Source organism: Parabacteroides leei, from assembly GCF_023369805.1.
In the GTDB taxonomy this organism is placed as follows: Bacteria; Bacteroidota; Bacteroidia; order Bacteroidales; family Tannerellaceae; genus Parabacteroides; species Parabacteroides leei.
The window spans coordinates 223694-247003 of the sequence record NZ_JAMBQG010000004.1 but is presented as its reverse complement, the minus strand read 5'-3'; the positions used below and the strand labels follow the sequence as shown (position 1 = coordinate 247003).

The 23310-nt window shown below is 42.5% G+C and carries 17 protein-coding genes and 1 tRNA gene; 7 read left to right on the top strand and 11 right to left on the bottom strand.

Annotation, left to right across the window (positions count from 1 at the left end):
- The first annotated feature begins 134 nt into the window (after positions 1–134).
- Entirely contained in the window at positions 135–854 is a 720-nt protein-coding gene (locus tag M1P97_RS08600; protein WP_075556525.1) for a tetratricopeptide repeat protein, read from the top strand.
- Between the two features lie 78 nt (positions 855–932).
- Here M1P97_RS08600 and rseP read toward each other — a convergent pair whose 3' ends face one another.
- The 7 genes from rseP to M1P97_RS08565 form a co-directional block, all read right to left on the bottom strand.
- Complete coding sequence (rseP, locus tag M1P97_RS08595; RefSeq protein ID WP_249388823.1) at positions 933–2267, bottom strand: RIP metalloprotease RseP; 1335 nt, start codon at positions 2265–2267, stop codon at positions 933–935.
- Positions 2268–2323: 56 nt separating this feature from the next.
- Positions 2324–3487 (bottom strand): 1-deoxy-D-xylulose-5-phosphate reductoisomerase, encoded by a 1164-nt coding sequence (locus M1P97_RS08590; RefSeq protein WP_249388822.1) that lies wholly within the window; start codon positions 3485–3487, stop codon positions 2324–2326.
- A 6-nt stretch (positions 3488–3493) separates the two neighbouring features.
- Positions 3494–4366 (bottom strand): M23 family metallopeptidase, encoded by an 873-nt coding sequence (locus M1P97_RS08585; protein WP_195374238.1) that lies wholly within the window; start codon positions 4364–4366, stop codon positions 3494–3496.
- 9 nt (positions 4367–4375) lie between these two features.
- Positions 4376–4897, bottom strand: coding sequence for a ribosome maturation factor RimM (rimM, locus tag M1P97_RS08580; RefSeq protein ID WP_195374237.1), 522 nt, complete (start codon positions 4895–4897; stop codon positions 4376–4378).
- 11 nt (positions 4898–4908) lie between these two features.
- Positions 4909–6213 carry a UDP-N-acetylglucosamine 1-carboxyvinyltransferase gene (murA, locus tag M1P97_RS08575; protein WP_075556520.1) on the bottom strand — a complete coding sequence of 435 codons (1305 nt, stop codon included), beginning with the start codon at positions 6211–6213 and terminating at the stop codon, positions 4909–4911.
- On the bottom strand, positions 6210–6815 hold the full coding sequence (locus M1P97_RS08570) for a DUF4290 domain-containing protein (protein ID WP_195374236.1): 606 nt from the start codon (positions 6813–6815) through the stop codon (positions 6210–6212). Before M1P97_RS08570 ends, murA begins: the two co-directional genes overlap by 4 nt.
- 185 nt (positions 6816–7000) lie before the next feature.
- The gene (locus M1P97_RS08565; protein WP_249388821.1) at positions 7001–8815 is read right to left on the bottom strand and encodes a glycoside hydrolase family 2 protein; all 1815 of its coding nucleotides are present in this window, start codon (positions 8813–8815) and stop codon (positions 7001–7003) included.
- 482 nt (positions 8816–9297) lie between these two features.
- Between M1P97_RS08565 and M1P97_RS08560 the strand changes: the two genes are divergently transcribed.
- Positions 9298–13242, top strand: a complete 3945-nt coding sequence (locus tag M1P97_RS08560) for a hybrid sensor histidine kinase/response regulator transcription factor (protein WP_249388820.1) — start codon at positions 9298–9300, stop codon at positions 13240–13242.
- Here M1P97_RS08560 and M1P97_RS08555 read toward each other — a convergent pair.
- Together M1P97_RS08555 and M1P97_RS08550 are read right to left on the bottom strand one after the other, a co-directional pair.
- A complete protein-coding gene (locus tag M1P97_RS08555; RefSeq protein WP_249388819.1) occupies positions 13226–14695 on the bottom strand; it encodes a PAS domain-containing sensor histidine kinase in 1470 nt (489 codons plus the stop codon). The genes M1P97_RS08560 and M1P97_RS08555 overlap by 17 nt on opposite strands.
- A 321-nt stretch (positions 14696–15016) precedes the next feature.
- Positions 15017–15496, bottom strand: coding sequence for a pyridoxamine 5'-phosphate oxidase family protein (locus M1P97_RS08550; RefSeq protein ID WP_195374232.1), 480 nt, complete (start codon positions 15494–15496; stop codon positions 15017–15019).
- Between the two features lie 80 nt (positions 15497–15576).
- Between M1P97_RS08550 and M1P97_RS08545 the strand changes: the two genes are divergently transcribed.
- Complete coding sequence (locus M1P97_RS08545) at positions 15577–16863, top strand: M64 family metallopeptidase (RefSeq protein ID WP_249388818.1); 1287 nt, start codon at positions 15577–15579, stop codon at positions 16861–16863.
- 67 nt (positions 16864–16930) lie between these two features.
- On the opposite strand, the gene M1P97_RS08540 is transcribed toward M1P97_RS08545, so the two are convergent.
- Positions 16931–17638, bottom strand: a complete 708-nt coding sequence (locus M1P97_RS08540) for a pirin family protein (protein WP_249388817.1) — start codon at positions 17636–17638, stop codon at positions 16931–16933.
- Between the two features lie 179 nt (positions 17639–17817).
- On the opposite strand from M1P97_RS08540, the gene M1P97_RS08535 reads away from it, so the two are divergent.
- Positions 17818–19311, top strand: coding sequence for an IMP dehydrogenase (locus M1P97_RS08535; RefSeq protein WP_195374229.1), 1494 nt, complete (start codon positions 17818–17820; stop codon positions 19309–19311).
- Positions 19312–19547: 236 nt separating this feature from the next.
- Positions 19548–20501 carry a helicase associated domain-containing protein gene (locus M1P97_RS08530; RefSeq protein ID WP_195374228.1) on the top strand — a complete coding sequence of 318 codons (954 nt, stop codon included), beginning with the start codon at positions 19548–19550 and terminating at the stop codon, positions 20499–20501.
- Between the two features lie 39 nt (positions 20502–20540).
- Here M1P97_RS08530 and M1P97_RS08525 read toward each other — a convergent pair.
- Positions 20541–20611: transfer RNA gene (locus tag M1P97_RS08525), tRNA-Gln, on the bottom strand.
- A 226-nt stretch (positions 20612–20837) separates the two neighbouring features.
- Between M1P97_RS08525 and rsfS the strand changes: the two genes are divergently transcribed.
- Complete coding sequence (rsfS, locus tag M1P97_RS08520) at positions 20838–21197, top strand: ribosome silencing factor (RefSeq protein WP_075556512.1); 360 nt, start codon at positions 20838–20840, stop codon at positions 21195–21197.
- A gap of 29 nt (positions 21198–21226) precedes the next feature.
- Positions 21227–23260 carry an ATP-dependent zinc metalloprotease FtsH gene (ftsH, locus tag M1P97_RS08515; protein ID WP_229058596.1) on the top strand — a complete coding sequence of 678 codons (2034 nt, stop codon included), beginning with the start codon at positions 21227–21229 and terminating at the stop codon, positions 23258–23260.
- Positions 23261–23310 lie beyond the last annotated feature (50 nt).

Below are 23310 nucleotides of genomic sequence, written 5' to 3'. Positions count from 1 at the left end.
ATCTGTGTTTTCTTCCCAAACGAAAGATTTCTCTTTCCCTTATAATTCAAAAAAAATGTAAAATTCCTTTGATACTTATATCATGGTTATTAACTTAGCGCATCTTATAATTAAATTTAAATCGTTTAACAACCATGAAGAAAATTGTTTTGTTATTGGCTTTTTGCCTAAGTATTGGAAATTTATTTGCTCAAGACGCTGATAAACTGCGTGATGAAGGTGATGCAGCTTTAAAAGCGAAAAACTATGCAGAAGCTTTTACAAAGTACGACGCGTTCCTGAAACAAACGAACAACGAAGATGCCGACCGCGTTTTCAATTGCGGTTTTGCGGCTTTCCAGGCCAAGAAATATGAAGATGCCGTAAAATATTACGACCTGGCTATCCAAAAGAATAAAAACGTTGATGATGCCTATACAGGTAAAGCGATGTCATTACGTAACCTGAACAAACCGGCTGAATTTACTGCAACAGTAGAAGCTGGTCTGAAAGTAAAACCGGGTGACGAAAATCTGGAAAAATTACTTTATGGATATTGCATGAAGCAAGCACAGGCAGCACAGAAAGCCGGAAAGATTGCCGATGCAGAAGAACTATTTAAAGACGTTTTGATCGTCAGCAATGCAAAATATAAAGGAAATGCTCTTTATAGCTTAGGAGCTATGTACTACAACGAAGGAGCAAAGATCCTGGCAGCAGCTACCGATCCTGCTAAATACGAAGCAGAAAAGGACAAAGCAGACGTACAGATGAAAAAGGCTAAAGAATATCTGGAACAAGCATTAGCAGTCAATGCAGCCGATGCTAATTCAAAGAAAATCCTTGATTCTATCAACGAAACGTTGGCTAAATAAGTTACTATCAGTTTCCATAAATAAAAAACTCCCGGCATCAATAGGATACCGGGAGTTTTTTTATATTTTGAATATTACTTACTTGAAGATGAGGCGGAATATATCGTTACCATTTGCATAGATAAGCAAAGCGAACAATAGGAACATACCTGTAATCTGTGCATATTCCAGGAACTTGTCGCTCGGCTTACGACGGGCAATCACTTCATAGAGCAGGAACATCACATGACCGCCATCCAAGGCCGGAATAGGCAATATATTCATAAAGGCAAGGATGATTGAAAGGAATGCCGTACGTTGCCAGAACACTTTCCAATCCCAGGTGGCAGGGAACATACCGCCGATCGTACCGAAACCACCTAAACTGGAGGCTCCTTCCTTTGTAAAGACATACTTCATATCATTTACATATCCTTTCAGAGTATTCACTCCTAAACGGATACCGGCCGGGAACGATTCGAAGAAACCATATTTAATAGTCTGTGTCTGATAGAAATCCAATGGAGTCTTGGCATAGATGCCCAGTTTTCCCTCTGCATTCGTATGAACCGGTAAAGACATTTCCTGACCGTTACGATAGAAACCAACTTCTATTTCTTTATCTTTATTATCAGCCAATAACTTTGATGCATCATAATAAGTGGGTGTAATCACCCCGTTGATCGAAACGATACTGTCGTTAGGTTGCAAACCGGCATCCCGGGCCAGCGAATTACCATCGGGAAGTTCTCTTACCACCATCGGTATCGGGAAGTTGTTTGCATCTACAAAACCGTCTTTGTTACGCATCATACGCTGCATCATATCGCCCGGCATCGGTATTACAGTCTCTACGCCATCACGCAAAACCGTTACATTTTGTGCCTCTACAACCTTGCGTAAAGAAAATTCATCCAGGCGCTCCAACGGTTGGGCGTCGGCATACAAAAGAACGTCTCCATCCTGAAAACCGACCTCTTTCATCGTTTCGCTGTAAAACATTCCGTGTGTTATATTCTTCAGCGGCAGATACGTCTCACCCCAGGTGTAAAGCACCATCGAATAGATAAACAATGCCAACAGGAAGTTGAATAAAACACCCGCAGTCATGATCATCAAACGCTGACCGGCAGGCTTGGAACGAAATTCATACGGTTTGGCAGGCTGAGCCATCTGCTCTTTATCCATGCTCTCATCGATCATTCCGGAAATCTTGCAATAACCACCCAACGGCAACCAGCCGATACCATATTCCGTTTCGCTATTCTTCGGTTTAAATCTGAAGAGTGCAAACCACGCATCAAAGAAAAGGTAGAACTTCTCTACCCGGACCTTAAACATACGGGCAAAGATAAAATGCCCGAATTCATGGACAAGGACCAATATCGATAAGCTCAGGATGAGCTGTAACGCCTTAATTAAAAATGTCTCCATCTATTGTTTGTCTGTATTAATTTATTTCTTTTTACTCATACTGATCATTCCGGCTCCTACCGGCTGAGGCTTTCCTTCATCGATGTAGCTATCCGGCGAGCTTCGGTATCGGTCGCTACATAGTCTTCGTACGTAGGAACTTTAATATAAGATACTTTTTCCATTGTCTTTTCAATGATCTCGCTCATCTGCAAGAAGCCAATTTCATCCCGTAGAAAAGCGGCTACGACAATCTCATTGGCTGCATTCAGGATACAAGGCATATTTCCCCCTGTGCGGATCGCTTCGAAAGCAAAAGCCAGGTTACGGAAACGTGTCATGTCAGGCTCTTCGAACGTAAGCGTGGAATATTGATTGAAATCCAGGCGGGGTGCTTTACTCGTCAACCGTTTCGGATAAGAGAAGGCATAACTGATAGGTAACTTCATATCGGGAATACCCAACTGAGCCATGACGGCTCCATCTTCAAACTGTACCATCGAATGGATAATCGACTGGGGATGTACCACCACTTGTATCTGTTCGGGAGTCACCCCAAACAACCATTTGGCTTCAATCATCTCAAACCCTTTATTCATCATAGAGGCGGAGTCGATCGTCACCTTTGCTCCCATATTCCAGTTGGGATGTTTCAGAGCCTGTGCCTTAGTTACTACAGCCAGTTCCTCGATCGTTTTCGTACGGAACGGACCGCCCGATGCGGTAAGCAATATTTTCTCGACCTGATTTTCCCACTCTCCTGCTAAACACTGGAAAATAGCCGAATGTTCGGAGTCGACAGGCAAAATCGGTACTTTATATTCTGCGGCCAGCGAAGTGATCAACTCACCTGCCACCACCAATGTTTCTTTGTTGGCCAACGCAATCGCTTTACCTGCCTTTATGGCAGCAATGGTCGGTTTCAGGCCGGAATATCCGACCATGGCCGTCAATACCATGTCGATCGGTTCCGACTGAACCACCTGTGCAATAGCATCCGAACCGGCCCATACCTTGATAGGCAGGTCTTCGAGCGCCTCCTTCAATTCGGGGTATTTCTGTTCGTTGGCAATGACTACCACCTCGGGCATATATTTACGTGCCTGATTAATCAGCAAATCTACCTGGTTATTGGCTGTCAAAGCGTAAACGTCAAACAAGTCGGCATGTTCGCTGACCACCTCCAACGCTTGCGTTCCGATAGAACCGGTAGAACCTAATATGGCTAAACTTCTTTTCATGGATACTTAAAAAGCTATATATTCTTCAGGATTGACCGGGTTACCTTTATACCACAACTCGAAATGAAGATGCGGACCAGTAGACAATTTCCCCGTATTACCGACTAAAGCGACTGCTTCACCGGCAACCACATGGTCGCCAATCTCCTTCAGTAATAATTCATTATGTTTATAAACGGATAGGAAACCGTTTTTATGTTGTAATTGGATCACATTTCCGAAATTCGGATCAAACCCGGTGAAAACCACCGTCCCGTCCAATGTTGCCAGAACACTTTCTTTCGGAGCTGCCACCAGATCCACACCAAAATGGCGGGCGTCTGCTTCATAATGCGAAGATACTACACCGTTGACCGGCTTATAGAAAAAAACCCCGTCAGTAGGAACCGGATTGGGGTTCAAGACCGTCAGGTTATATTTTTCCTCTTCTTCGAAGTTCTTTACAAATTTCTCTTCCGATTTGGTACGGGGAATTTCATAGTTAGCATCCACATGAGCCAACGAGTCTATCTGACGGATGGAGTCGAGCTCGATCGTTCCCGACAGGATACCGGCTACGTTTTCCAGATAAAGGGACTGGATAGAGATCATCCGCTCCAGCGAATCGGCCCGCAAAGCATTCTGCATAATCTCCTTACGTATTTCCACATCCAGATAACCCGGCAGGTAGTTACGTATCGGTGTCTTGATAATGATCAATGCAGTTACGGCAATCAGGAAGAAAGCAAACAAGGCAAGCGTAAGGAAAGCTGTTAACTGCGACAAACGGAAAGACCATACTTCTTCGAGCGTCGTTTCGTTGAAAAAAGACAGCTTGTATTTAAACCGGATCCGGTGCCAGAATGATTTCTTGTTATTCTTTCGTTGTTTTCGTGCCATGTTTTTACGTTATAAATCAAGCAAACCTTCGGGCACGGAAACCTGAAGCGTTTTGTTATCATGATCTGCCGAGGCAATCAGCTCTTCCGCGGCCGGGAGGAGCAATTCTTCTCCGTTATGGTCGATCTGTAAAAGAACATTGATCGTCGTTTCGTCTACATCGGTTATTTTACCGAGCTCGCCGTGATGTTCGTCGATAACGGTGTAACCGATGAAGCTGTCCCACGTCATATCGCCTACCAGATCATCCTCGTCGACTGCATCCAGCAAAAAGAATGCTTCGCGGTTCGTAAACTCGCGGGCAACTTTCTCGTCATTCACATTTTCCAGCTTCAACAGAATAACCGTATCGGTCTTATAACGGTATTCTTCAACAAAGAACGGTACCAGGATACCATCTATCTCACAAATCACACAAGGGTCTTCCGCTTCTTCAAACACGTCACTGTTCGTCACCAGCGAAATCTCTCCTTTTATTCCGTGGGGCTTGGCAAACATCCCGATCTTAAAAACTTCTTCTTTTTTTATCATAACAGGGAATGTCAGAGCCGCGTGATACGGGCTCCTATGTTATTCAAACGTATATCGATATTCTGATATCCACGGTCTATCTGGTCGATATTGTGGATATGACTGGTACCTTCCGCACTCATAGCAGCGATCAACAAGGCGATTCCGGCACGTATATCCGGAGAAACCATATTGGAACCGCGCAATTTGAAACGGTTACCCAACCCGATCACCGTAGCCCGGTGAGGATCGCAAAGGATGATCTGTGCCCCCATGTCAATCAGTTTGTCGACAAAGAACAAACGGCTTTCGAACATCTTCTGATGGATCAATACACTACCTACAGCCTGCGTAGCCACTACGAGGAATACACTCAATAAGTCGGGAGTCAGTCCCGGCCAGGGTGCATCGGCAATGGTCATGATAGAGCCGTCGATAAAAGTATCTATTTCGTACGAGTCGTGAGTAGGGATATGGATATCGTCGCCAATCTGCTCGACGGTAATACCCAGACGGCGGAATGATTCGGGTATAATTCCCAACTTATCATATCCGGTATTCTTTATCGTGATATCGGATGCGGTCATAGCGGCCATACCGATAAAACTACCGACCTCGATCATGTCGGGAAGAATGGTATGAACGGTTCCACCCAGCGAATCAACACCTTTAATTGTCAATAGGTTTGAGCCCACACCCGAAATATCGGCTCCCATCCGGTTAAGCATGGAAGATAATTGTTGCAGGTAAGGTTCGCAAGCGGCATTATAGATGGTGGTTGTTCCTTCCGCCAATACAGCGGCCATCAAGATATTAGCCGTACCGGTTACAGAGGCCTCATCCAGAAGCATATAAGCTCCTTTCAAACGTTTGGCTTCAATCTCGTAAAGCTGGCGTTCGGCATCGTAGCTAAAGCAGGCCCCCAGCTTCTGAATACCGACAAAATGGGTATCCAGGCGGCGACGGCCGATCTTATCGCCTCCCGGTTTCGGGATCAATGCCTTGCCGAAACGGGCAACCAACGGACCGACGATCATAACCGAACCACGCAACGAACCGCTCTTACGCATGAACTCATCCGTATTCAGATAATCCAGGTCAATGGCATCTGCCTGAAAAGTATACGTCCCGGTTGCCGGATGGTCAACTTTCACCTGCATATCGCGAAGAAGCTGTATCAGGTTATTCACGTCGAGGATATCCGGTACATTATGGATGGTTACTTTCTCCGGAGTCAACAAAACAGCACAGATCACCTCGAGGGCTTCATTCTTGGCGCCCTGCGGAGTGATCTCTCCTGACAGTTTATATCCACCTTCTATAACAAATGAACTCATCGGCTTTTACGGGGATAATTCTTTTTGGCTGTATTATTATTATTCCGGGCGAGGATATCGCGGCTTTCGGTCAGTTTATGTTCTTCTTCATTCAATACGATAGAACCTTCCGACAGTTCGTCGAGATCTTTAAATATCTTGCGGTCATCTACCGATTCCTTGTTCCAGGTAAGGAACGATTTCTTCATCTGGGTAGCCAATAGCTTGATTAGCGTATCTTTTTCAACCCCCTGTTCCAGTTCGGTTGCCTTACGGATCATCAGTTCCAAGGTCTTTCCGTAGTGGCGGTAGCGGATACGGTTGTTATTGTAAGGGATACGCGGCGGACGGGCATACAGGTTTTCCTTCTTTACGATCTCGTAAGGATAATCGATATCCAGCTTAAAGTCGGCCATAATAGCCAGGTGATCCCACAAAATGTGTTTGAAATCGTTCACATCACGCAGGTGGGGAAACATGTTTCCCATAATGTTGATTATCGTATTGGCACAACGTTTCCGTTCCTCTCTGTCCTCAATAGCAACACAATAATCTACCATGTTCTGGATATTGCGTCCATATTCGGGCATAACCAATTTCTTTTCTTCTGTATTATATTTCATTATCATATTCGTTTATCCGGCAAATGTACAGATTATAATTGATTTACACAAGATAGGTATATAGTGAACAAAGGGCATTTAATTTTGTTCCAGCCACTAAAACAAAAAAAAATTCCCGGAGAGAAACTCTTTCTCCCCGGGAAATAACACAACTCCCTTTTGTGGTGATTGTTTACACCTTATGATTATTTAGATAATTGGTTAATTACAGCTTGATTTGCTTTCTTTACAGCTGCTTCATTGATCTTTATTTCTTTACGGTCGTAAGTCATCAGGCCGTTTACTTCACCTTCCACGTCCGTAGTCTGGGTATAAACAGCAGCCGAGAAACCACGATCTACCATTCCTTTCAAATCGTTGGCATATTTTACATATTCGGCAGTTACCTCGTCGCTGTTCTTGAACTGTACATATCCCCAGTTACGTTTGTTCCACCACAAATGGTTTTCCAACGGCAGACCGATACCACCATATTCACCTAATACAGTTACACGCTGCGGATCATACAGGAACATGTTCGGTCCCGGATAGTTATGCAAATCGAGGATATCTCCGCAAGCACGGTGGTTACCACCACTGGCCGGGTTCACCAGACGGGAAGGATCGTAGTTCTTTGTCCATTCAGCCACTTTTTCAGTATCGAACTGTCCCCATGCTTCGTTGAAAGGAACCCAGACAACGATAGAAGGATAGGAAATACACATATCCATGATTTCTTTCCATTCCTGGTAATAGTTTGCCACAGATTCTGCAGAACGATTTTTATCTGTTCCTCCGTTATAAGTATGAGGAGCCCATTGGTTACCCATATCACCACTCGGCATATCCTGCCAAACGAGGATACCTTCCTTATCACAATGATAATACCAGCGAGCCGGTTCAACCTTCACGTGTTTACGGATCATATTGAATCCCCAATCTTTTGTTTTAACGATGTCATACAACAGCGCTTCATCGGTAGGAGCTGTATATAATCCGTCAGGCCACCAACCTTGATCCAGAGGACCATACTGGAACAGGTTCTTATTGTTCAACTGCATACGCATAACGCCATTTGCATCTCTTTTACTTGAGATTTTACGGAAAGCAGTATATGATTTTACATCGTCCAATACTTTACCGTCCTTGATCAACGATACTTTCATATCATACAAATAAGGATTAGAGGTATCCCAAAGCGTCGGGTTCTGAACAGCTAAACGAAGTTCTTTACCTTGCAAACCTTTGGCGGAAGCTACCACCTGGCCTTTATCCATCAACTTAACTTCTACAATAGATGTGTTGCAACATGGAGCTGAAGTTCCGACTGTTACATTCACTGTACCGTTATCGATGTTCGGAATCGATTTAACGGAAGTAATATGGTTAGTTGCTACCGGTTCGAGCCATACAGTTTGCCAGATACCTGTTACCGGAGTATACCAGATACCTTCCGGGTTAGATGTTTGCTTACCACGTGGCTGGTATCCTTTATCACTCGGGTCCCAAACGCGAACCACCAGTTTCTGATTGTTCTTACCTGTCAGATAAGGAGTAATATTGAATGAGAACGGAGTGAAACCTCCCTGATGAGAACCGATCAGGATATCATTAACAAAGACATCCGTCTTCCAGTCTACCGCACCGAAGTTAAGGACAACATCCTTATTCTTCCAGTTAGCCGGAACAGTGAATGTCCGTTTGTACCATAATTCATTATTTTCTCCTACTTCCTTCTGAACTCCCGACAAAGAGGATTCGACTGCGAAAGGAACAAGGATATTTCCATCGAAAGCTGCCGGTTCGGCTCCGCCACGAGGTTTGATGGCATACTCCCACTCACCGTTCAGGTTTACCCAGTCGGTACGTTCCAATTGCGGGCGCGGGTATTCGGGTAATACGTTTTTGGGATTGATTTGTTCAGCCCATTTTGTCTTGATCTTATCACCGACAGGCTTCCACTGTGCTTGTGCACCCAGGGTCAGGGCCAAAGCGCAACATACTAAAAAGGTCTTCTTCATGCTACTTGTATTTAAAGTTACTACTTTGAAATTTCGTTTGCTATTCCGGTGGCAAAGTAATTATATTCCTGAGAGAGAGGCTTTCAATAATCATTCAGAATCTTTCAATAATCATGCAAAGGGTTTGAAAGGTACATTTTGAGATACTTAAAACTCTCAATGTTTCGATGCAATCGTATTTTTCATCAAAAAAATAGCAGAGTTTCCGTGCAATCTTATTTTTTCGTCCTAAAAATGAAATTGCAGCCGTACAATCTTATTTTTTGAGTGAAAAAATAAGATTATTCCAGTGCACTTCCACTTTTTCGAACAAAAAATCAAAAAATCTCTATACAATCCTACTTTTTTCTGAAAATAGGGAAATTGCAGACGAACAACGCTCAAATATCCCCTATACTGGCAAAAATTTAATTGTTTTGTCCTTATATTTGTCTCCATATTGACAATTATTGGAATATGAATTTCCTGCAAATTCAAATTATATGAAACAAATACCTCTTCTTATCATAACCCTGCTATCGCTGCTACGTCCTTTAGGTGGTCTGGCAGAGGAACTGCATTTCAGGCATTATAATAATAAGCAGGGATTATCACATAATACGGTCTACTGCTCCTTGCAGGACCGAAGAGGCTTTATGTGGTTCGGCACCGAAGACGGGTTAAACCGTTTCGACGGACATACCTTTAAGGTATACCGCCATAATTCGTATAACCCGAACAGTCTGCCGGGCGACCATCTGAATTTCCTTTTCGAGAGCTCGGATGAAAGAATATGGATCTGTACTTCTGCCGGCACCTGTTACTACGATCATAAAACAGATACTTTTCATCCCTTCCACCTCTCTTCCGCCCAAAACGAACCGGAATCATTCTCTGCCGTTACCGAAGATAAAGACCAACAATTATGGTTCATCCGGCATAACCGCATCGTACGTTATAATCCTACCGACAGTAGTACCCGCGTTTATCCGGCAGAAAAGAATTTCTATCCTAACCTCATCACACTGACCAATGAAGGAGAACCTCTCTTCTCTAACGGACAAGCTTTATATGCCTACAAAGCAGAAACCGATGCTTTCTTAAAAACCGAACTGCTGACCGAGCAACAGATCAGTAAGCAGATCAGCATACAGGCAATCCGGGAAGTACCGGAACTTGGCATACTTGTTGGAACAAACCTGGCAGGTCTTCTGCTTTACAATTACCAGGATCAATCCGTCACCACTATTATCCCGGACATACAGGTCCGCGCCATTACCCCTTACAACAACAATACATATTGGATTGCTTCCGAATCGGGTATCTATATATATAATGTATTGAGCCGCGAAGTGATAAACCTGCGTAAATCGCTGACCAACGAGTATACCATTGCCGACAATGCTATCTATTCCATCACCAAGGATCGTGAAGGGGGCATGTGGGCCGGCTCTTTCTTCGGTGGCATCAGCTATCTACCGAAGGAATATACCCGTTTCAATCATTTCATCGGAGGAAAGACGCATCCCCAGTTACCGGGCAACGCCATCCGCGAAATCGTTCCGGACCAATACGGTAACCTCTGGCTGGGAACCGAAGACAACGGGATCAACTGCTATAATCCGTCCACCGGACAGATCACCAATTATTCCTACAACAATCCGAAGCATCCTTTATCGGCCACCAATATCCACGGATTGCTGGCCGACGGCAACCGCTTATGGGTCGGCACATATAATAAAGGGATCGATGTTCTGGACATTCCTTCGGGGAAAATCATCAAACATTATTCACGTGAAAGTACCGATCATCCCCTCAACGACAACTTTATCCTCTGTTTCTATAAAACCCGCAACGACGAGTTCCTGATAGGTACGGGTAGCGGCATCATGGCCTACAACAGCCGGACGGAAACCTTTAGCCGCTGGAATAATATTTATGCCCTGATCCGGCAAATCTACGAAGACAGCAACGGCGATATATGGGCTGCAACAGCCAATGGCATCTATCATTATCTGCGTGAAACAAATACCGTCGAACATTATACCGCCGCTCCGAACAAATCGCAAAGCATCGGGAGCAATAACGCCACTTCCGTATTCGAGGACTCAAAAGGACGAATCTGGGTGACCACAGTAAACGGCCTCTCCCTTTTCAGCCCGGAAACCCAGTCATTCAACCGTATCACTACAGAAAACGGCTTACCCAGTAATATTATTTACCGGATAGTAGAAGATAAGGAACATTTCTTCTGGTTATCGACAGCCAATGGCCTGGTCCGCTTCAATCCCGACACATATGTGATGCGTACCTTCACTTATACGGACGGACTGCACGAAACACAATTCAACTATAGTTCCTCTTACCAGGCTCCGGACGGTACCATTTATATGGGTACGATCAACGGTATGCTGTCGTTCAACCCGTCACAGTTCAGAGAAGACACTTTCACACCGCCGGTATACATCACAGCTATTAACGTGCCCGACAATGAAGAGAAGCGGCATGATTTCATTTCTCCTTCCATCGAGAATGTGGAAACACTCAAATTACCGTATGACGGATCAACCTTTACCCTGTCGTATATAGCGCTCAGCTATACATCGCCGGATGCCATCCGCTACTCTTATAAACTGGAAGGAATAGACAAAGATTGGATCTATATGAATCAAAATAAAGATGTTACTTTTGCCAATCTTTCTCCCGGTGAATATACATTCAAAGTAAGATCCACCAACAGCAGCGGGATCTGGCAGGATAACGGACAGGAACTGCATATCATCGTTACCCCGCCGTTCTGGGCTACCGGATGGGCGTTCTTCTTTTATGCTGTGATCATCTGCATGCTTATTGTCCTGTTTTATAATTATAAAAAAGCCAAGTTGGAAGAAAAGCATCGTATCAACCAGGATTTGTTCGAGAGTAAAAAGGAAAAAGAGTTATACGATGCCAAAATACAATTCTTTACCTTCATTACCCATGAAATACGTACACCGCTTACGCTGATAAAAGCTCCACTGGAAAAAATACTCCGCTCCGGTGACGGCACGCCCTCTACCCAGGAGAACTTACGTATCATTGAGAAAAATACCCAACAATTACTTAATCTGAGTAACCAGTTACTCGATTTCCGAAAGACTGAAAGCCGCGGATTTAAGCTGAATTATGTAAAGACCGATGTGACATTATGGCTGAATACACTTCTGCAACCCTTCTTTCCGGTGATTGAAAAAGAAAAAAAATCATTTATCTGTGATATTCCGGAAGGTCCGTTTTTCGCTTACATAGACCGGGAAGCCTTTTCTAAGATCGTAAATAACCTGCTGACGAATGCCATAAAATATTCGGACCGGCAGATCTCCCTGCAAATGCAGATACAGGAAGATAAAAAAGAATTCTCTATTACTGTCATCAACGACGGACACCTGATCCCCGACAGCGAAAAGGAAAACATATTCAACCCGTTCTACCGACTGAAAGAAACAGAAAACCAGCAAGGTAGCGGTATCGGATTATCCCTGGCTCGCTCGCTGACCGAATTTCATAAAGGAACCCTCTCTTATCAGCAAACAACGGATGGAAAGAATCAATTCCGCCTCACCTTACCCGAAGAACAGGAAGATTGTTATCAACTGGTACATGAAAGAAATACGGAAGAATCGTCCGATCAGAATACGGAGAAGGAGAATACCGGAAAGTCTATTGTATTGATAGTGGAAGACCAAACAGATATGCGCCAGTTCATTGCAAAAGAATTGTCTGATACTTACCGGGTACTCGAAGCTGCCAACGGCAAAGAGGCAGTCAACGTTTTAAAGGAAAATACGGTAAATCTGATCATCAGCGATGTGATGATGCCTGTTATGGACGGTTTCGAACTTTGCAACGTTGTGAAAAACGACGTAAACTTCAGCCATATCCCGTTCATCTTATTAACAGCCCAACATAACCTCCAGTCACGGTTGAAAGGTTTGAACAATGGTGCAGACGCCTATATGGAAAAACCGTTCTCCATAGAGTTGCTGACAGCTCAGGCCCAGAACCTGCTCAAAAGCCGGGAGATGCTCACCCAAACATATCGAGAAACACCTTCCGTTCCGGCTGCCACGCTGGCAGTATCGACGGTCGATGATATCTTCCTTCGAAAATTCAACAGTTATTTGGAAGAAAATATAGCCAACGAGGCTTTAAGTGTTGAAATGCTGGCATCGGAGATGGGCATGAGTACTTCCAGCCTGTACCGGAAAGTAAAAGGTCTGTCCGGTCTAACGCCTGTGGAGTTTATCCGGATAACCCGGCTGAAAAAAGCCGCGGAACTGATGCAAACGGGAGAAAGCCGTATAAATGAGATTGCATTCCAGACAGGCTTCTCTTCTCCGGCCTATTTCTCTACCTGTTTCCAAAAGCAATACGGGAAATCGCCTACAGATTTTATGAAAGAACATTAGGCAAAGGTAACGTAAATTGGAAGGTGGAACCTTCACCCAACCTGGATGATACGGAGATCTCTCCTCCCATCTTATTTACCAAGCCTTTACAAATAGCCAACCCTAACCCGATACCGTTCTGGCTCCCTTTCAGCTGGACAAAACGGCCAAAAATATGTTCCAGTTCGTTCTCTGGTATTCCCTGTCCGGTATCAGACACATAAAAGTGCAGAAAATCATCCACCCGTTTGTAACCAAACCGTACGGAGCCATGTATAGTATGTTTTATTGCATTGGTAAGTAGATTTCCCAACACCTGTATCAAACGGCTTTTATCCGTCCTGAATGTAATGTCCGGACAAGGATCCAGGATCAATTCTACATTTTCAGGCATCCGTAATTGCATTACACAATACATATCTTTCATTGCAGAGGGGAGATAGACATCCGTATAAGCAAAAGCTACCATACCCGACTCTATTTTGGAGATATCCAATACATCGTTTATCAACCGGAGTAATAACTCATTATTCGATTTTATCAGGCTGATGTAGGTATCCCTCAACTCCGGATCTGTCTCGATCGACAACAAATCGGAAAAACCGACTATTGCATTCAGCGGAGTACGGATCTCATGAGTCATATTGGCCAGGAAAGTCGATTTCAATTGATCGGCATTCTCCGCTTTTTCCTTTGCATCGATCAACGATTGTTCATAGTCGACATATTTCTGATTATCGATCATACAACCAACGATCAGATTAGCATTTCCATTGGAATCATATTCCAGAGGTTTGCCTATAACCTCATAGTGCCGGTATTTCCCTTCGTTATTCTTTAGACGAAAGTTTACAACAAACTCCGATAGTTTTTTACTTCTTATCTCATTAAACAGAAGGAAAAAGTCGACTCTGTCATCCGGATGACGCAGGTTCGATAAAGCACGGCAAATATATTTATTCCTATCGAGTAGATAATTATTAGCCCCATAAAACTGAAAACAATGGTTGCAGTGCTCTTTATCGCAGGTTTGGAATAGATGGAAATTAAATGAATAAGTGGCAATGTGGCTATTCTTCAATGCTAACTCCATCATCGTACGGCTTTCCGTCAGTTTACTGGCCAGTATTTTGTTCTCTTTTTCTTTTTCGGTTGGATTCAGATCCGTTAAGAGCAATGTATATCCAATAATTTCGTTATCCTCATTGACTCCCGGGATTATTGAGAATCCGATAGGCAAGGTATGGCTTACAACACTACCGCTCCGTAAATATCTTTTCTCCACTTCCGACAAGTAATTTGTTTCAAACAAATTACTGAAAAGGGAATCAGAGATTTCCATAACAGCAAATTTATCACTAGTGGCTTTGTTCAAAGCGACCAGTTGCCCGTTACTGTCATACAATGCCCCTCCTTGAGGATGGTAAGTAAAGAAATTTGTCAACAATTGCTGTTTAACTATTGTATTTTCCATCGTAGCCTTTTTATATGCAATTACAAAGTAAATCAAACTTTATAATTCAAGAACCACTTATACAGGAAACTTTTAGATTTCTTCCTAAAAACCATCTATTTATAGATAATATCTATTTCATTATAAATTATATCCATCAAATAAGTTTGGAGAGGAACCCGAAATAGGCGAACTTTGAAGAAAGTAACAAAAGAGATAGGTTAGATAAAAGGCAAAAGGCAATAAGAGTTACCTAATGAGATAAATTCAAGGTATCTCGATCATAACTAAGAGAGGGTTAATCCCGGGAACATTCCCGGGATTAATTATTTATATCCATCCCTATTCTTTGATCCGCTTACATTTACCGGAAATATGTTCAACATCCAATCGTAAAACATTAGTCCGTCCGAAAGAACCGGCTATATATTTTTCACCTATTGCGTTGTATTCCGGCGAATACTTTTTGACAAGCAGACGCAAAGCATACAATCTTTCGTCATCCGGCAGATCGGTATAAATCGTTCCAAAAGCAATTACCGACTCATAAGCGGTGCTGAATTGCCTTGGAATAACCCGGGTATTACCTACCACACAAAAACTAACTTTCGGATTCTGCCTGATACATTCCAGTTTATGTCCCTCAGGAGCGCAATGAAAATAGATATGTCCTTCAGGATCCATTACATAACTGATCGGTATTCCATAACCAAAACCATTCGCTCCGGCCATCGCCAGAAAACCATATTCTCCCGCCTCCAATAACCGGACAGCAGATTCATTATCCAGTATTCTGTCTTTTCTTCTTATTTCTGCAAACATATCACAACATTTTAGAACCACAAATCTACAAAATACATTATATTTGTGCGTACAAAGAACACCTAATAAAACACGAAAATATGAGAACAAAGATTTCCTTATTTCTAATTGCCGCCCTTTGTAGCCTTAGTAGCTTGGCACAGAGCGATTTTAACAAATACTTCAATAAAAAAAGTCTCCGGATAGACTTCGCTTTAAGCGGGAACTCCGAATTCCAAGCTGCTGCCATACAGCAATTACGTGAAGAGCCTGTATGGGGAGGCCCTGTGAAAAACCTGATCGACAAGTTCAACTATGGCGGTTATTATATAAATATATATGATAAAAACAGTAACGAACTGATCTATTCGAGAGGGTTCAATACGTTATTTGAAGAATGGCGCACCACAGAGCAGGCTAAAACGGAAACTCAATCGTGGACAAACAGTATTTCAGTTCCCTATCCTAAAACGACAGTTATTGTTGAGATAGCCGCCCGAGACAAAGCCGATATGCAGTTTCATTCACTGCTTAAAATGGATATCGACCCGACCAGTATTTTTATTGACCGCGGTAAACTGAAAGACAATAAGGTGACTCAGATCCAATATAAAGGAGATTCCAGTGAAAAAGTGGACCTGGTATTTATTGCAGAAGGATATACGGCAGCCGATCAGGAAAAGTTCGTCGCCGATGCAAAAAAATTTACAGAATCTCTTTTCAACACGCCTCCTTATACGACACGCCGGGAAGATTTCAATATCTGGGCGGTTAATCTGGTTTCTGAAGATGCAGGAACCGACACTTCGGGAAAAGGTATATATAAAAATACGGCATTGAACTCTGGTTATTACACTTTCGGTGTAGACCGTTATCTGACCACCCCCGATATGAAATCAATCCGCGATGCAGTGTGGAATGTCCCGTGTGATGCCATATTTATTCTGGTTAATACCGATACTTACGGTGGTGGCGGTATGTATAATTTCTATGCAATCGGCACAGCCGATAATGAACGTACACAACATGTATTCGTCCATGAGTTCGGACATAGCTTTGCCGGGCTGGCTGATGAATATTTTTCTTCAGAGGTGGCTTATCAGGATTTTTACAATTTGAAATATGAGCCTTGGGAGCCTAACATAACAACCCTAGTTGATTTTGAAAGCAAATGGAAAGACCTACTGCCCGCTAACACTCCGATCCCGACGCCATTGGATGATACGCATAAGGATAAAGCCGGCGTATTTGAAGGAGGTGGTTATATTTCGAAAGGAATCTATCGACCGATGGATCATTGCATGATGCGCGATTACGCTCCTTTCTGTCCGGCATGCAGTCGTGCTATTCTACGAATGATTGATTTCTTATCAGACAGAAGTTATTAAAAACGACTTTCACGAAAAAGGTTCCGGTTGTCTAACCGGAACCTTTTTTATTATTAACCTGATGCAATTACTGCATCGGAACTTCCATCAACAAAATCTTCGCATCTTTCAACACCTCTATGGTAATGCTGTCCGTATCATAAAAACCGGCACCATCGCGTCTGGAAAGAATGGTATTGCTTACTTCTACTTCTCCTTCAATGACAAAAAGATATACTCCCATACCTTGACGGTGGAACTTATATTCTTTAATCTGTCCGGCATCTAGTTCTCCTATCGAAAACCAGGCATCCTGATTGATCGCAGCAGGCGTCTCCCCGTCCGGCGAAAGTACCAGCGACAATTCGTTCTTTTTCAATAGCGAACGTATATCATAGTTATTATACTTCGGAGCCGTATTTTCTTCACGTGGAAAAACCCAGATCTGCAAAAATTCAAGTTGCTGTTCAGCACTGTCGTTGAACTCACTATGAAAAATACCCGTTCCGGCACTCATCACCTGAAGATCCCCCGGAGTAATAGTTTTACTGTTCTTTATACTGTCACCATGCCGCAAATAACCATTCAGCGGAATAGAGATTACTTCCATATTTTTATGTGGGTGGGTATCAAAACCTTCGCTTGGAGCTACCGTATCGTCATTTAAGACACGTAGTTTACCAAAATGCACCCTCTTGGGATTATAATAATTAGCAAAACTAAATGTATGATGAGTTTTAAGCCATCCATGGTTTGCATATCCGCGAGAGTTTGCCTTGTCTACTACTATTTTCATAAATAATTCCTCCTCTTTAATTCATTATATATAACATATTACTCATTGAAAAAGTTCCGGTTCGCATATCCCCTAGGACAGTATCCTTTTAAATAGTATGAAAAATGCTCCTAAATAAAAACATATCTGAAGAGAATTCAGTACTTTTGCACAAAATTCATCCAGTAAATATTAATCATATGGCAGTTTACTTAAACGATGTATCTAGAACCTTCGGAGAATACCTGCTTATTCCCGGCTTGACCACTAAACAGTGCGTACCTTCAAACGTTTCACTGAAAACAGCACTTGTGAAACATAATGTCAACGAAAAGTCCTCTATCGAATTAAATATCCCGTTTGTTTCGGCTATCATGCAATCGGTATCGGGTCCGGAACTGGCTATCGAGTTAGCCCGTAACGGAGGACTTTCATTTATTTTCGGATCACAGCCTATCGCCAGCCAGGCAGATATGGTACGCAGAGTGAAAAAGTTTAAGGCCGGATTTGTAATCAGTGATTCAAACCTGACACCGGAAAACACACTGGCCGACGTAATCGCCCTAGTCAACAAAACAGAACATTCCACAATCGGAGTTACCGACGACGGAACACCTAATGGTAAACTGCTGGGACTTGTCACCAGCCGCGACTACCGCGCAGAAAAAGACGATCCCCGTACAAAGGTTAAAGAATTCATGACTCCTTTCTCCAAACTAATCGTTGGAGAAGTTGGTATCACACTGAAAGAAGCCAACCAGATTATCTGGGATCATAAACTGAATACATTACCGATCATAGATAAAGATCAGAATCTAGCTTATTTTGTATTCCGTAAGGATTATGACAGCCACCGCGACAATCCTAACGAAATGTCAGGAGCTGATAAAAAGTTATTAGTAGGTGCAGGTATCAATACCCGCGACTACATGGAGCGTGTACCAGCTCTTGTTGAAGCCGGAGTAGATGTACTGTGTATCGACTCTTCCGACGGTTATTCTGAATGGCAGTATGAAACACTGCAGTGGATCAAGAAGGAATACGGTGACAAGGTTAAAGTCGGTGCCGGAAATGTAGTAGACCGAGAAGGTTTTATGTATCTGGTGGAAGCCGGAGCCGATTTCATCAAAGTTGGTATCGGTGGAGGTTCTATCTGTATTACCCGCGAACAAAAGGGTATCGGTCGCGGACAAGCTACTGCCCTGATCGATGTAGCCCAGGCTCGCGATGAATACAAAGAAAAAACAGGCGTTTATATTCCTATTTGTAGCGACGGAGGTCTGGTGCATGATTACCATATGGTTCTAGCCCTTGCCATGGGAGCCGACTTCCTGATGATGGGACGTTATTTTGCCCGTTTCGACGAGTCTCCTACAAAAAAACTACGTATCGGAAACAATTATGTGAAGGAATACTGGGGTGAAGGTTCAAACCGTGCCCAAAACTGGCAGCGTTACGATATGGGAGGAACCGAATCACTCAAATTCGAAGAAGGTGTAGATAGCTACGTTCCTTATGCAGGAAAGATGAAAGATAACCTGAACCTTACTTTAGGTAAGATCAAAGCTACTATGTGTAGCTGCGGAGCAACTACAATACCTAGCCTGCAAAAGAATGCAAAAATCACTTTGGTATCTTCTACCAGTATCGTAGAAGGCGGTGCACATGATGTAATCTTGAAAGAACAGAATTAATCCCCTACATTATAATATCATCCGCAAAAAATCTCTGGTTACGAGACTTTTTGCGGATGTTTTATTTTATGGAAATCACTGATAAGCGCTATAAACGATAAAATAACTTTTGTCAAAATAACAAAATAACATGAACTACATATATCTAAAAATCAAATATTTGAATATCTTTGAAAACTGAGAAAAACATCTCAGATCATTCATATAAAAAAACATTGAAAAAATAAAAAGGTTAGATGGAACCAAGAGGTAAGATTGATAAAAAAAGCAAAGTTCGTAAAACACGTAAACCAAATAAAGTCAGTAAAAAACGGAATAATAAATATCGTTCTACTATTGCTTTTTTTGAAAAAAACAACAAATGGCCTTCACCCACAGCCAAAGACCCGAAAGAACTACCTTTGGGACAATGGATCGTTCGAATCAGATATCTCAGAAATCATTTTCCCGAAAGACTACCTGAGAAAATCATTGAACTAGTAGACAGAATTGATGCCGATAAGCAACAAAAAAGTACCGAACAGTGGGAAAATAATTATTATAAACTGAAAGATTTCGTAAAGAATGAGAAACGTTGGCCATTGCCCGGTTCAACAAACCCGGAAGAAAACAAACTATACAACTGGTGTACTACCCAGAAAAGCATGAGAAACGGTATATTGCAAGGCCGTTTGAGTGATGAACGTATTCAAATGTTGGATGCTATCGGATTTTTATGGAATAAAAATAGAAAAAAGAGAAGCTGGAATGAATCATTCAACATGGTCAAGAAATATTACATCCATAACGGAAGATGGCCGGCTCATGCTACAGACTCAGAAGAAACGAGGTTAGCCAAATGGTGTAGTAAAATGAGAGCTTATAAAAATGGAACTGACAAAACCGGCAAACTGACCTCTTCACAAATTAAAAAATTAACCGACTTAGGTTTTGAATGGGAAATTAATGTAACAAACAACGGTCGGACGGAAGAACAGTTAAACAGGATATGGTTTGGCAGATATACCGAATTTTGTGACTTTATCACCACTTACAAACGATATCCTTCCACGACAACAGAGAAAGAAAAAACTCTCTATTCCTGGTGGATGAGAATGGCATACCTGAGAAGAAAAGGCAAATTAAGCAATGACCGTATCCAATTATTGAACAGTATAGGATTTAAATGGGGTAAAGGGAAGAATGAATAAGACACAAAAAAAGGTTTGAAATAATTTCAAACCTTTTTGTTGTTCTACCAGGGCTCGAACCTGGAATTTCAGGACCAGAATCTGACGTGTTACCATTACACCATAGAACAGTTTTTATTGCTTCGAGTAGTATGTTTCTCGATTACGGGTGCAAAGATACAGACATTTTTCATATCTGCAAATATTCAGCAAAAAAATTTCATCAAAATAAACATTTTCTTCTTTTCCCTGTTTTGAAATTACAGGGTTTATACATATATTAAACAGATAAAGCATGTACATAATAAATTTAAGAAGTATATTTGCGTCTTCGAAATATTATTCAATAAAAAATAGATGGATCAAACAAAAGAATTAGTACAAACAATTGTAGAAGGTCTACAAGAAAAAAAAGGCAAAAATATTGTAACTGTAGATTTAACCCAGCTATCTGGGGCAGTATGCCAATACATGGTTATCTGCGAAGGGAATACTCCTACCCAAGTATCAGCCCTGTCCGATTCTGTATGGGATTTTGCACGTAGAAATGCAGGTGAAAAACCACTCTCTATTGATGGTAATCAAAGTTCCTTATGGATAGGTATGGATTATGGCACGGTTCTTGTACACATATTTACACCGGAACAACGTGAGTTCTATAATCTGGATAACCTATGGTCTGACGCTAAAGTCACCCAGATTCCGAATCTCGACTAAAGCCGGATTAATATTATCGAATTCAAAGTATGGAAAATAAAAACGACATGTTTAATAAAACACCGAAGAACAATAAGCCTAAAATGTTCCGGTTTAACCTGTATTGGATGTACGGGTTAATTTTTATGATGCTTATTGCTTTGTATCTGACTAACGATTCTTCGGCGTCAAAAGAACTGGGATGGACAGAATTCCAGAAACTAGCTCAGGAAAACGTATTCGACAAAATGGTTGTCTACAACAAGAAAAACCTGGTTGAAGCGACAGTCAAAAGCGGACAAAAAGGATTAGTCTTTAAAAGCGACAGTTCAGCTTTAGGAACAAACCCTAAAGTATACGTAAAAATACCATCAGCAGATAAATTTTCGGATTTTTATGATAAAGCGGTTACTGACAACCACATTGACACCCAGGTGCGCTTTGAAGAAGGAGATGATGCTATATGGAACTTTCTTGTTTCATTCGGACCGATCATCTTGATTATTGCCGTATGGATTTTCCTAATGCGGAGAATGTCCGGAGGTGCAGGTGGAGGTCCTGGGGGGGTTTTCAGTGTAGGCAAAGCTAAAGCACAATTATTCGACAAAGATAATGACCGGAAAGTAACATTTAAGGACGTAGCAGGATTGTCGGAAGCCAAACAAGAGGTAGAAGAAATCGTATCCTTCCTAAAAAGCCCGGAACGCTATACGGAGCTGGGAGGCAAAATACCCAAAGGGGCTTTATTAGTAGGCCCTCCGGGAACAGGTAAAACATTATTGGCCAAAGCTGTGGCAGGTGAAGCGGATGTTCCGTTCTTTTCACTTTCCGGTTCTGATTTCGTGGAAATGTTCGTTGGTGTAGGCGCATCACGTGTTCGTGACTTGTTCCGCCAGGCAAAAGAAAAATCTCCATGTATCGTGTTTATCGATGAAATCGATGCCGTAGGCCGTGCCCGTGGTAAGAATGTCAATATGAACAGTAACGATGAACGAGAAAACACACTGAACCAGTTACTGACAGAAATGGACGGATTCGGCTCAAATAGCGGTGTAATCATTCTTGCTGCGACCAACCGTGCCGATATTCTTGATAAGGCACTCCTGCGTGCCGGACGTTTCGATCGCCAGATTAGTGTAGAATTACCAGACCTGAATGAACGTAAGGAAATTTTCGGAGTACATTTACGCCCGATCAAAATAGACGAAACAGTTGATGCTGAATTTATGGCTCGCCAGACTCCCGGATTCTCCGGAGCCGACATTGCCAATGTGTGTAATGAAGCGGCATTGATAGCAGCCCGAAGCGGAAAGAAATTCGTTCAGAAGGAAGACTTCATGAATGCTGTAGACCGCATTGTGGGTGGTTTGGAAAAACGGACCAAGATAACAACTGCCGATGAACGCAACAGTATCGCCAATCATGAAGCCGGCCATGCTACACTGAGCTGGTTGCTTGAACATGCCAACCCATTGGTTAAAGTAACTATAGTACCGAGAGGCAAAGCACTCGGCGCTGCCTGGTATCTGCCGGAAGAACGTCAGATCACCACCCGCGAACAGTTGCTGGACGAAATGTGTGCCACCCTGGGCGGACGTGCAGCCGAAGAATTATTCTTAGGCAAAATATCGACAGGAGCATCCAATGACTTGGAGCGTGTAACGAAACAGGCTTATGCCATGGTTGTCTATTTCGGAATGAGCGATAAGCTTCCCAATCTGAATTATTACGATTCAACCGGTCAGGACTGGGGATTCACTAAACCATACAGTGAAGAAACGTCTCGTATGATCGACCAGGAAGTACAAAAGATTATCAACGAACAATATGAACGTGCTAAGAAAATTCTGTCCGACAATACTGAAGGACACAACAAGCTGGCGCAGGTATTATTGGAACGTGAAGTGATTTATACAGAAGATGTGGAACATATTTTTGGAAAACGAGCCTGGGTTTCCCGCTCAGAAGAAATTTTGGAATTACAGGAAAAAGCAAACAACAATAAACAAGAACAGACTACTGTCGACGAAAATGACACGCTGGTTGTACCTACAGATGACAATACGGCAGAAAAAAAGGTCTGACCTGTTCTTCTCTAAAAAATAAAAAGGCCGGATAGTTCTTTATTAAAAGA

Coding starts and splice junctions, on each gene's coding strand:
- M1P97_RS08600 (WP_075556525.1), top strand. CDS start 135: ATGAAGAAAATTGTTTTGTTATTGGCTTTTTGCCTAAGTATTGGAAAT.
- rseP (WP_249388823.1), bottom strand. CDS start 2,267: ATGGAGACATTTTTAATTAAGGCGTTACAGCTCATCCTGAGCTTATCG.
- M1P97_RS08590 (WP_249388822.1), bottom strand. CDS start 3,487: ATGAAAAGAAGTTTAGCCATATTAGGTTCTACCGGTTCTATCGGAACG.
- M1P97_RS08585 (WP_195374238.1), bottom strand. CDS start 4,366: ATGGCACGAAAACAACGAAAGAATAACAAGAAATCATTCTGGCACCGG.
- rimM (WP_195374237.1), bottom strand. CDS start 4,897: ATGATAAAAAAAGAAGAAGTTTTTAAGATCGGGATGTTTGCCAAGCCC.
- murA (WP_075556520.1), bottom strand. CDS start 6,213: ATGAGTTCATTTGTTATAGAAGGTGGATATAAACTGTCAGGAGAGATC.
- M1P97_RS08570 (WP_195374236.1), bottom strand. CDS start 6,815: ATGAAATATAATACAGAAGAAAAGAAATTGGTTATGCCCGAATATGGA.
- M1P97_RS08565 (WP_249388821.1), bottom strand. CDS start 8,815: ATGAAGAAGACCTTTTTAGTATGTTGCGCTTTGGCCCTGACCCTGGGT.
- M1P97_RS08560 (WP_249388820.1), top strand. CDS start 9,298: ATGAAACAAATACCTCTTCTTATCATAACCCTGCTATCGCTGCTACGT.
- M1P97_RS08555 (WP_249388819.1), bottom strand. CDS start 14,695: ATGGAAAATACAATAGTTAAACAGCAATTGTTGACAAATTTCTTTACT.
- M1P97_RS08550 (WP_195374232.1), bottom strand. CDS start 15,496: ATGTTTGCAGAAATAAGAAGAAAAGACAGAATACTGGATAATGAATCT.
- M1P97_RS08545 (WP_249388818.1), top strand. CDS start 15,577: ATGAGAACAAAGATTTCCTTATTTCTAATTGCCGCCCTTTGTAGCCTT.
- M1P97_RS08540 (WP_249388817.1), bottom strand. CDS start 17,638: ATGAAAATAGTAGTAGACAAGGCAAACTCTCGCGGATATGCAAACCAT.
- M1P97_RS08535 (WP_195374229.1), top strand. CDS start 17,818: ATGGCAGTTTACTTAAACGATGTATCTAGAACCTTCGGAGAATACCTG.
- M1P97_RS08530 (WP_195374228.1), top strand. CDS start 19,548: ATGGAACCAAGAGGTAAGATTGATAAAAAAAGCAAAGTTCGTAAAACA.
- rsfS (WP_075556512.1), top strand. CDS start 20,838: ATGGATCAAACAAAAGAATTAGTACAAACAATTGTAGAAGGTCTACAA.
- ftsH (WP_229058596.1), top strand. CDS start 21,227: ATGGAAAATAAAAACGACATGTTTAATAAAACACCGAAGAACAATAAG.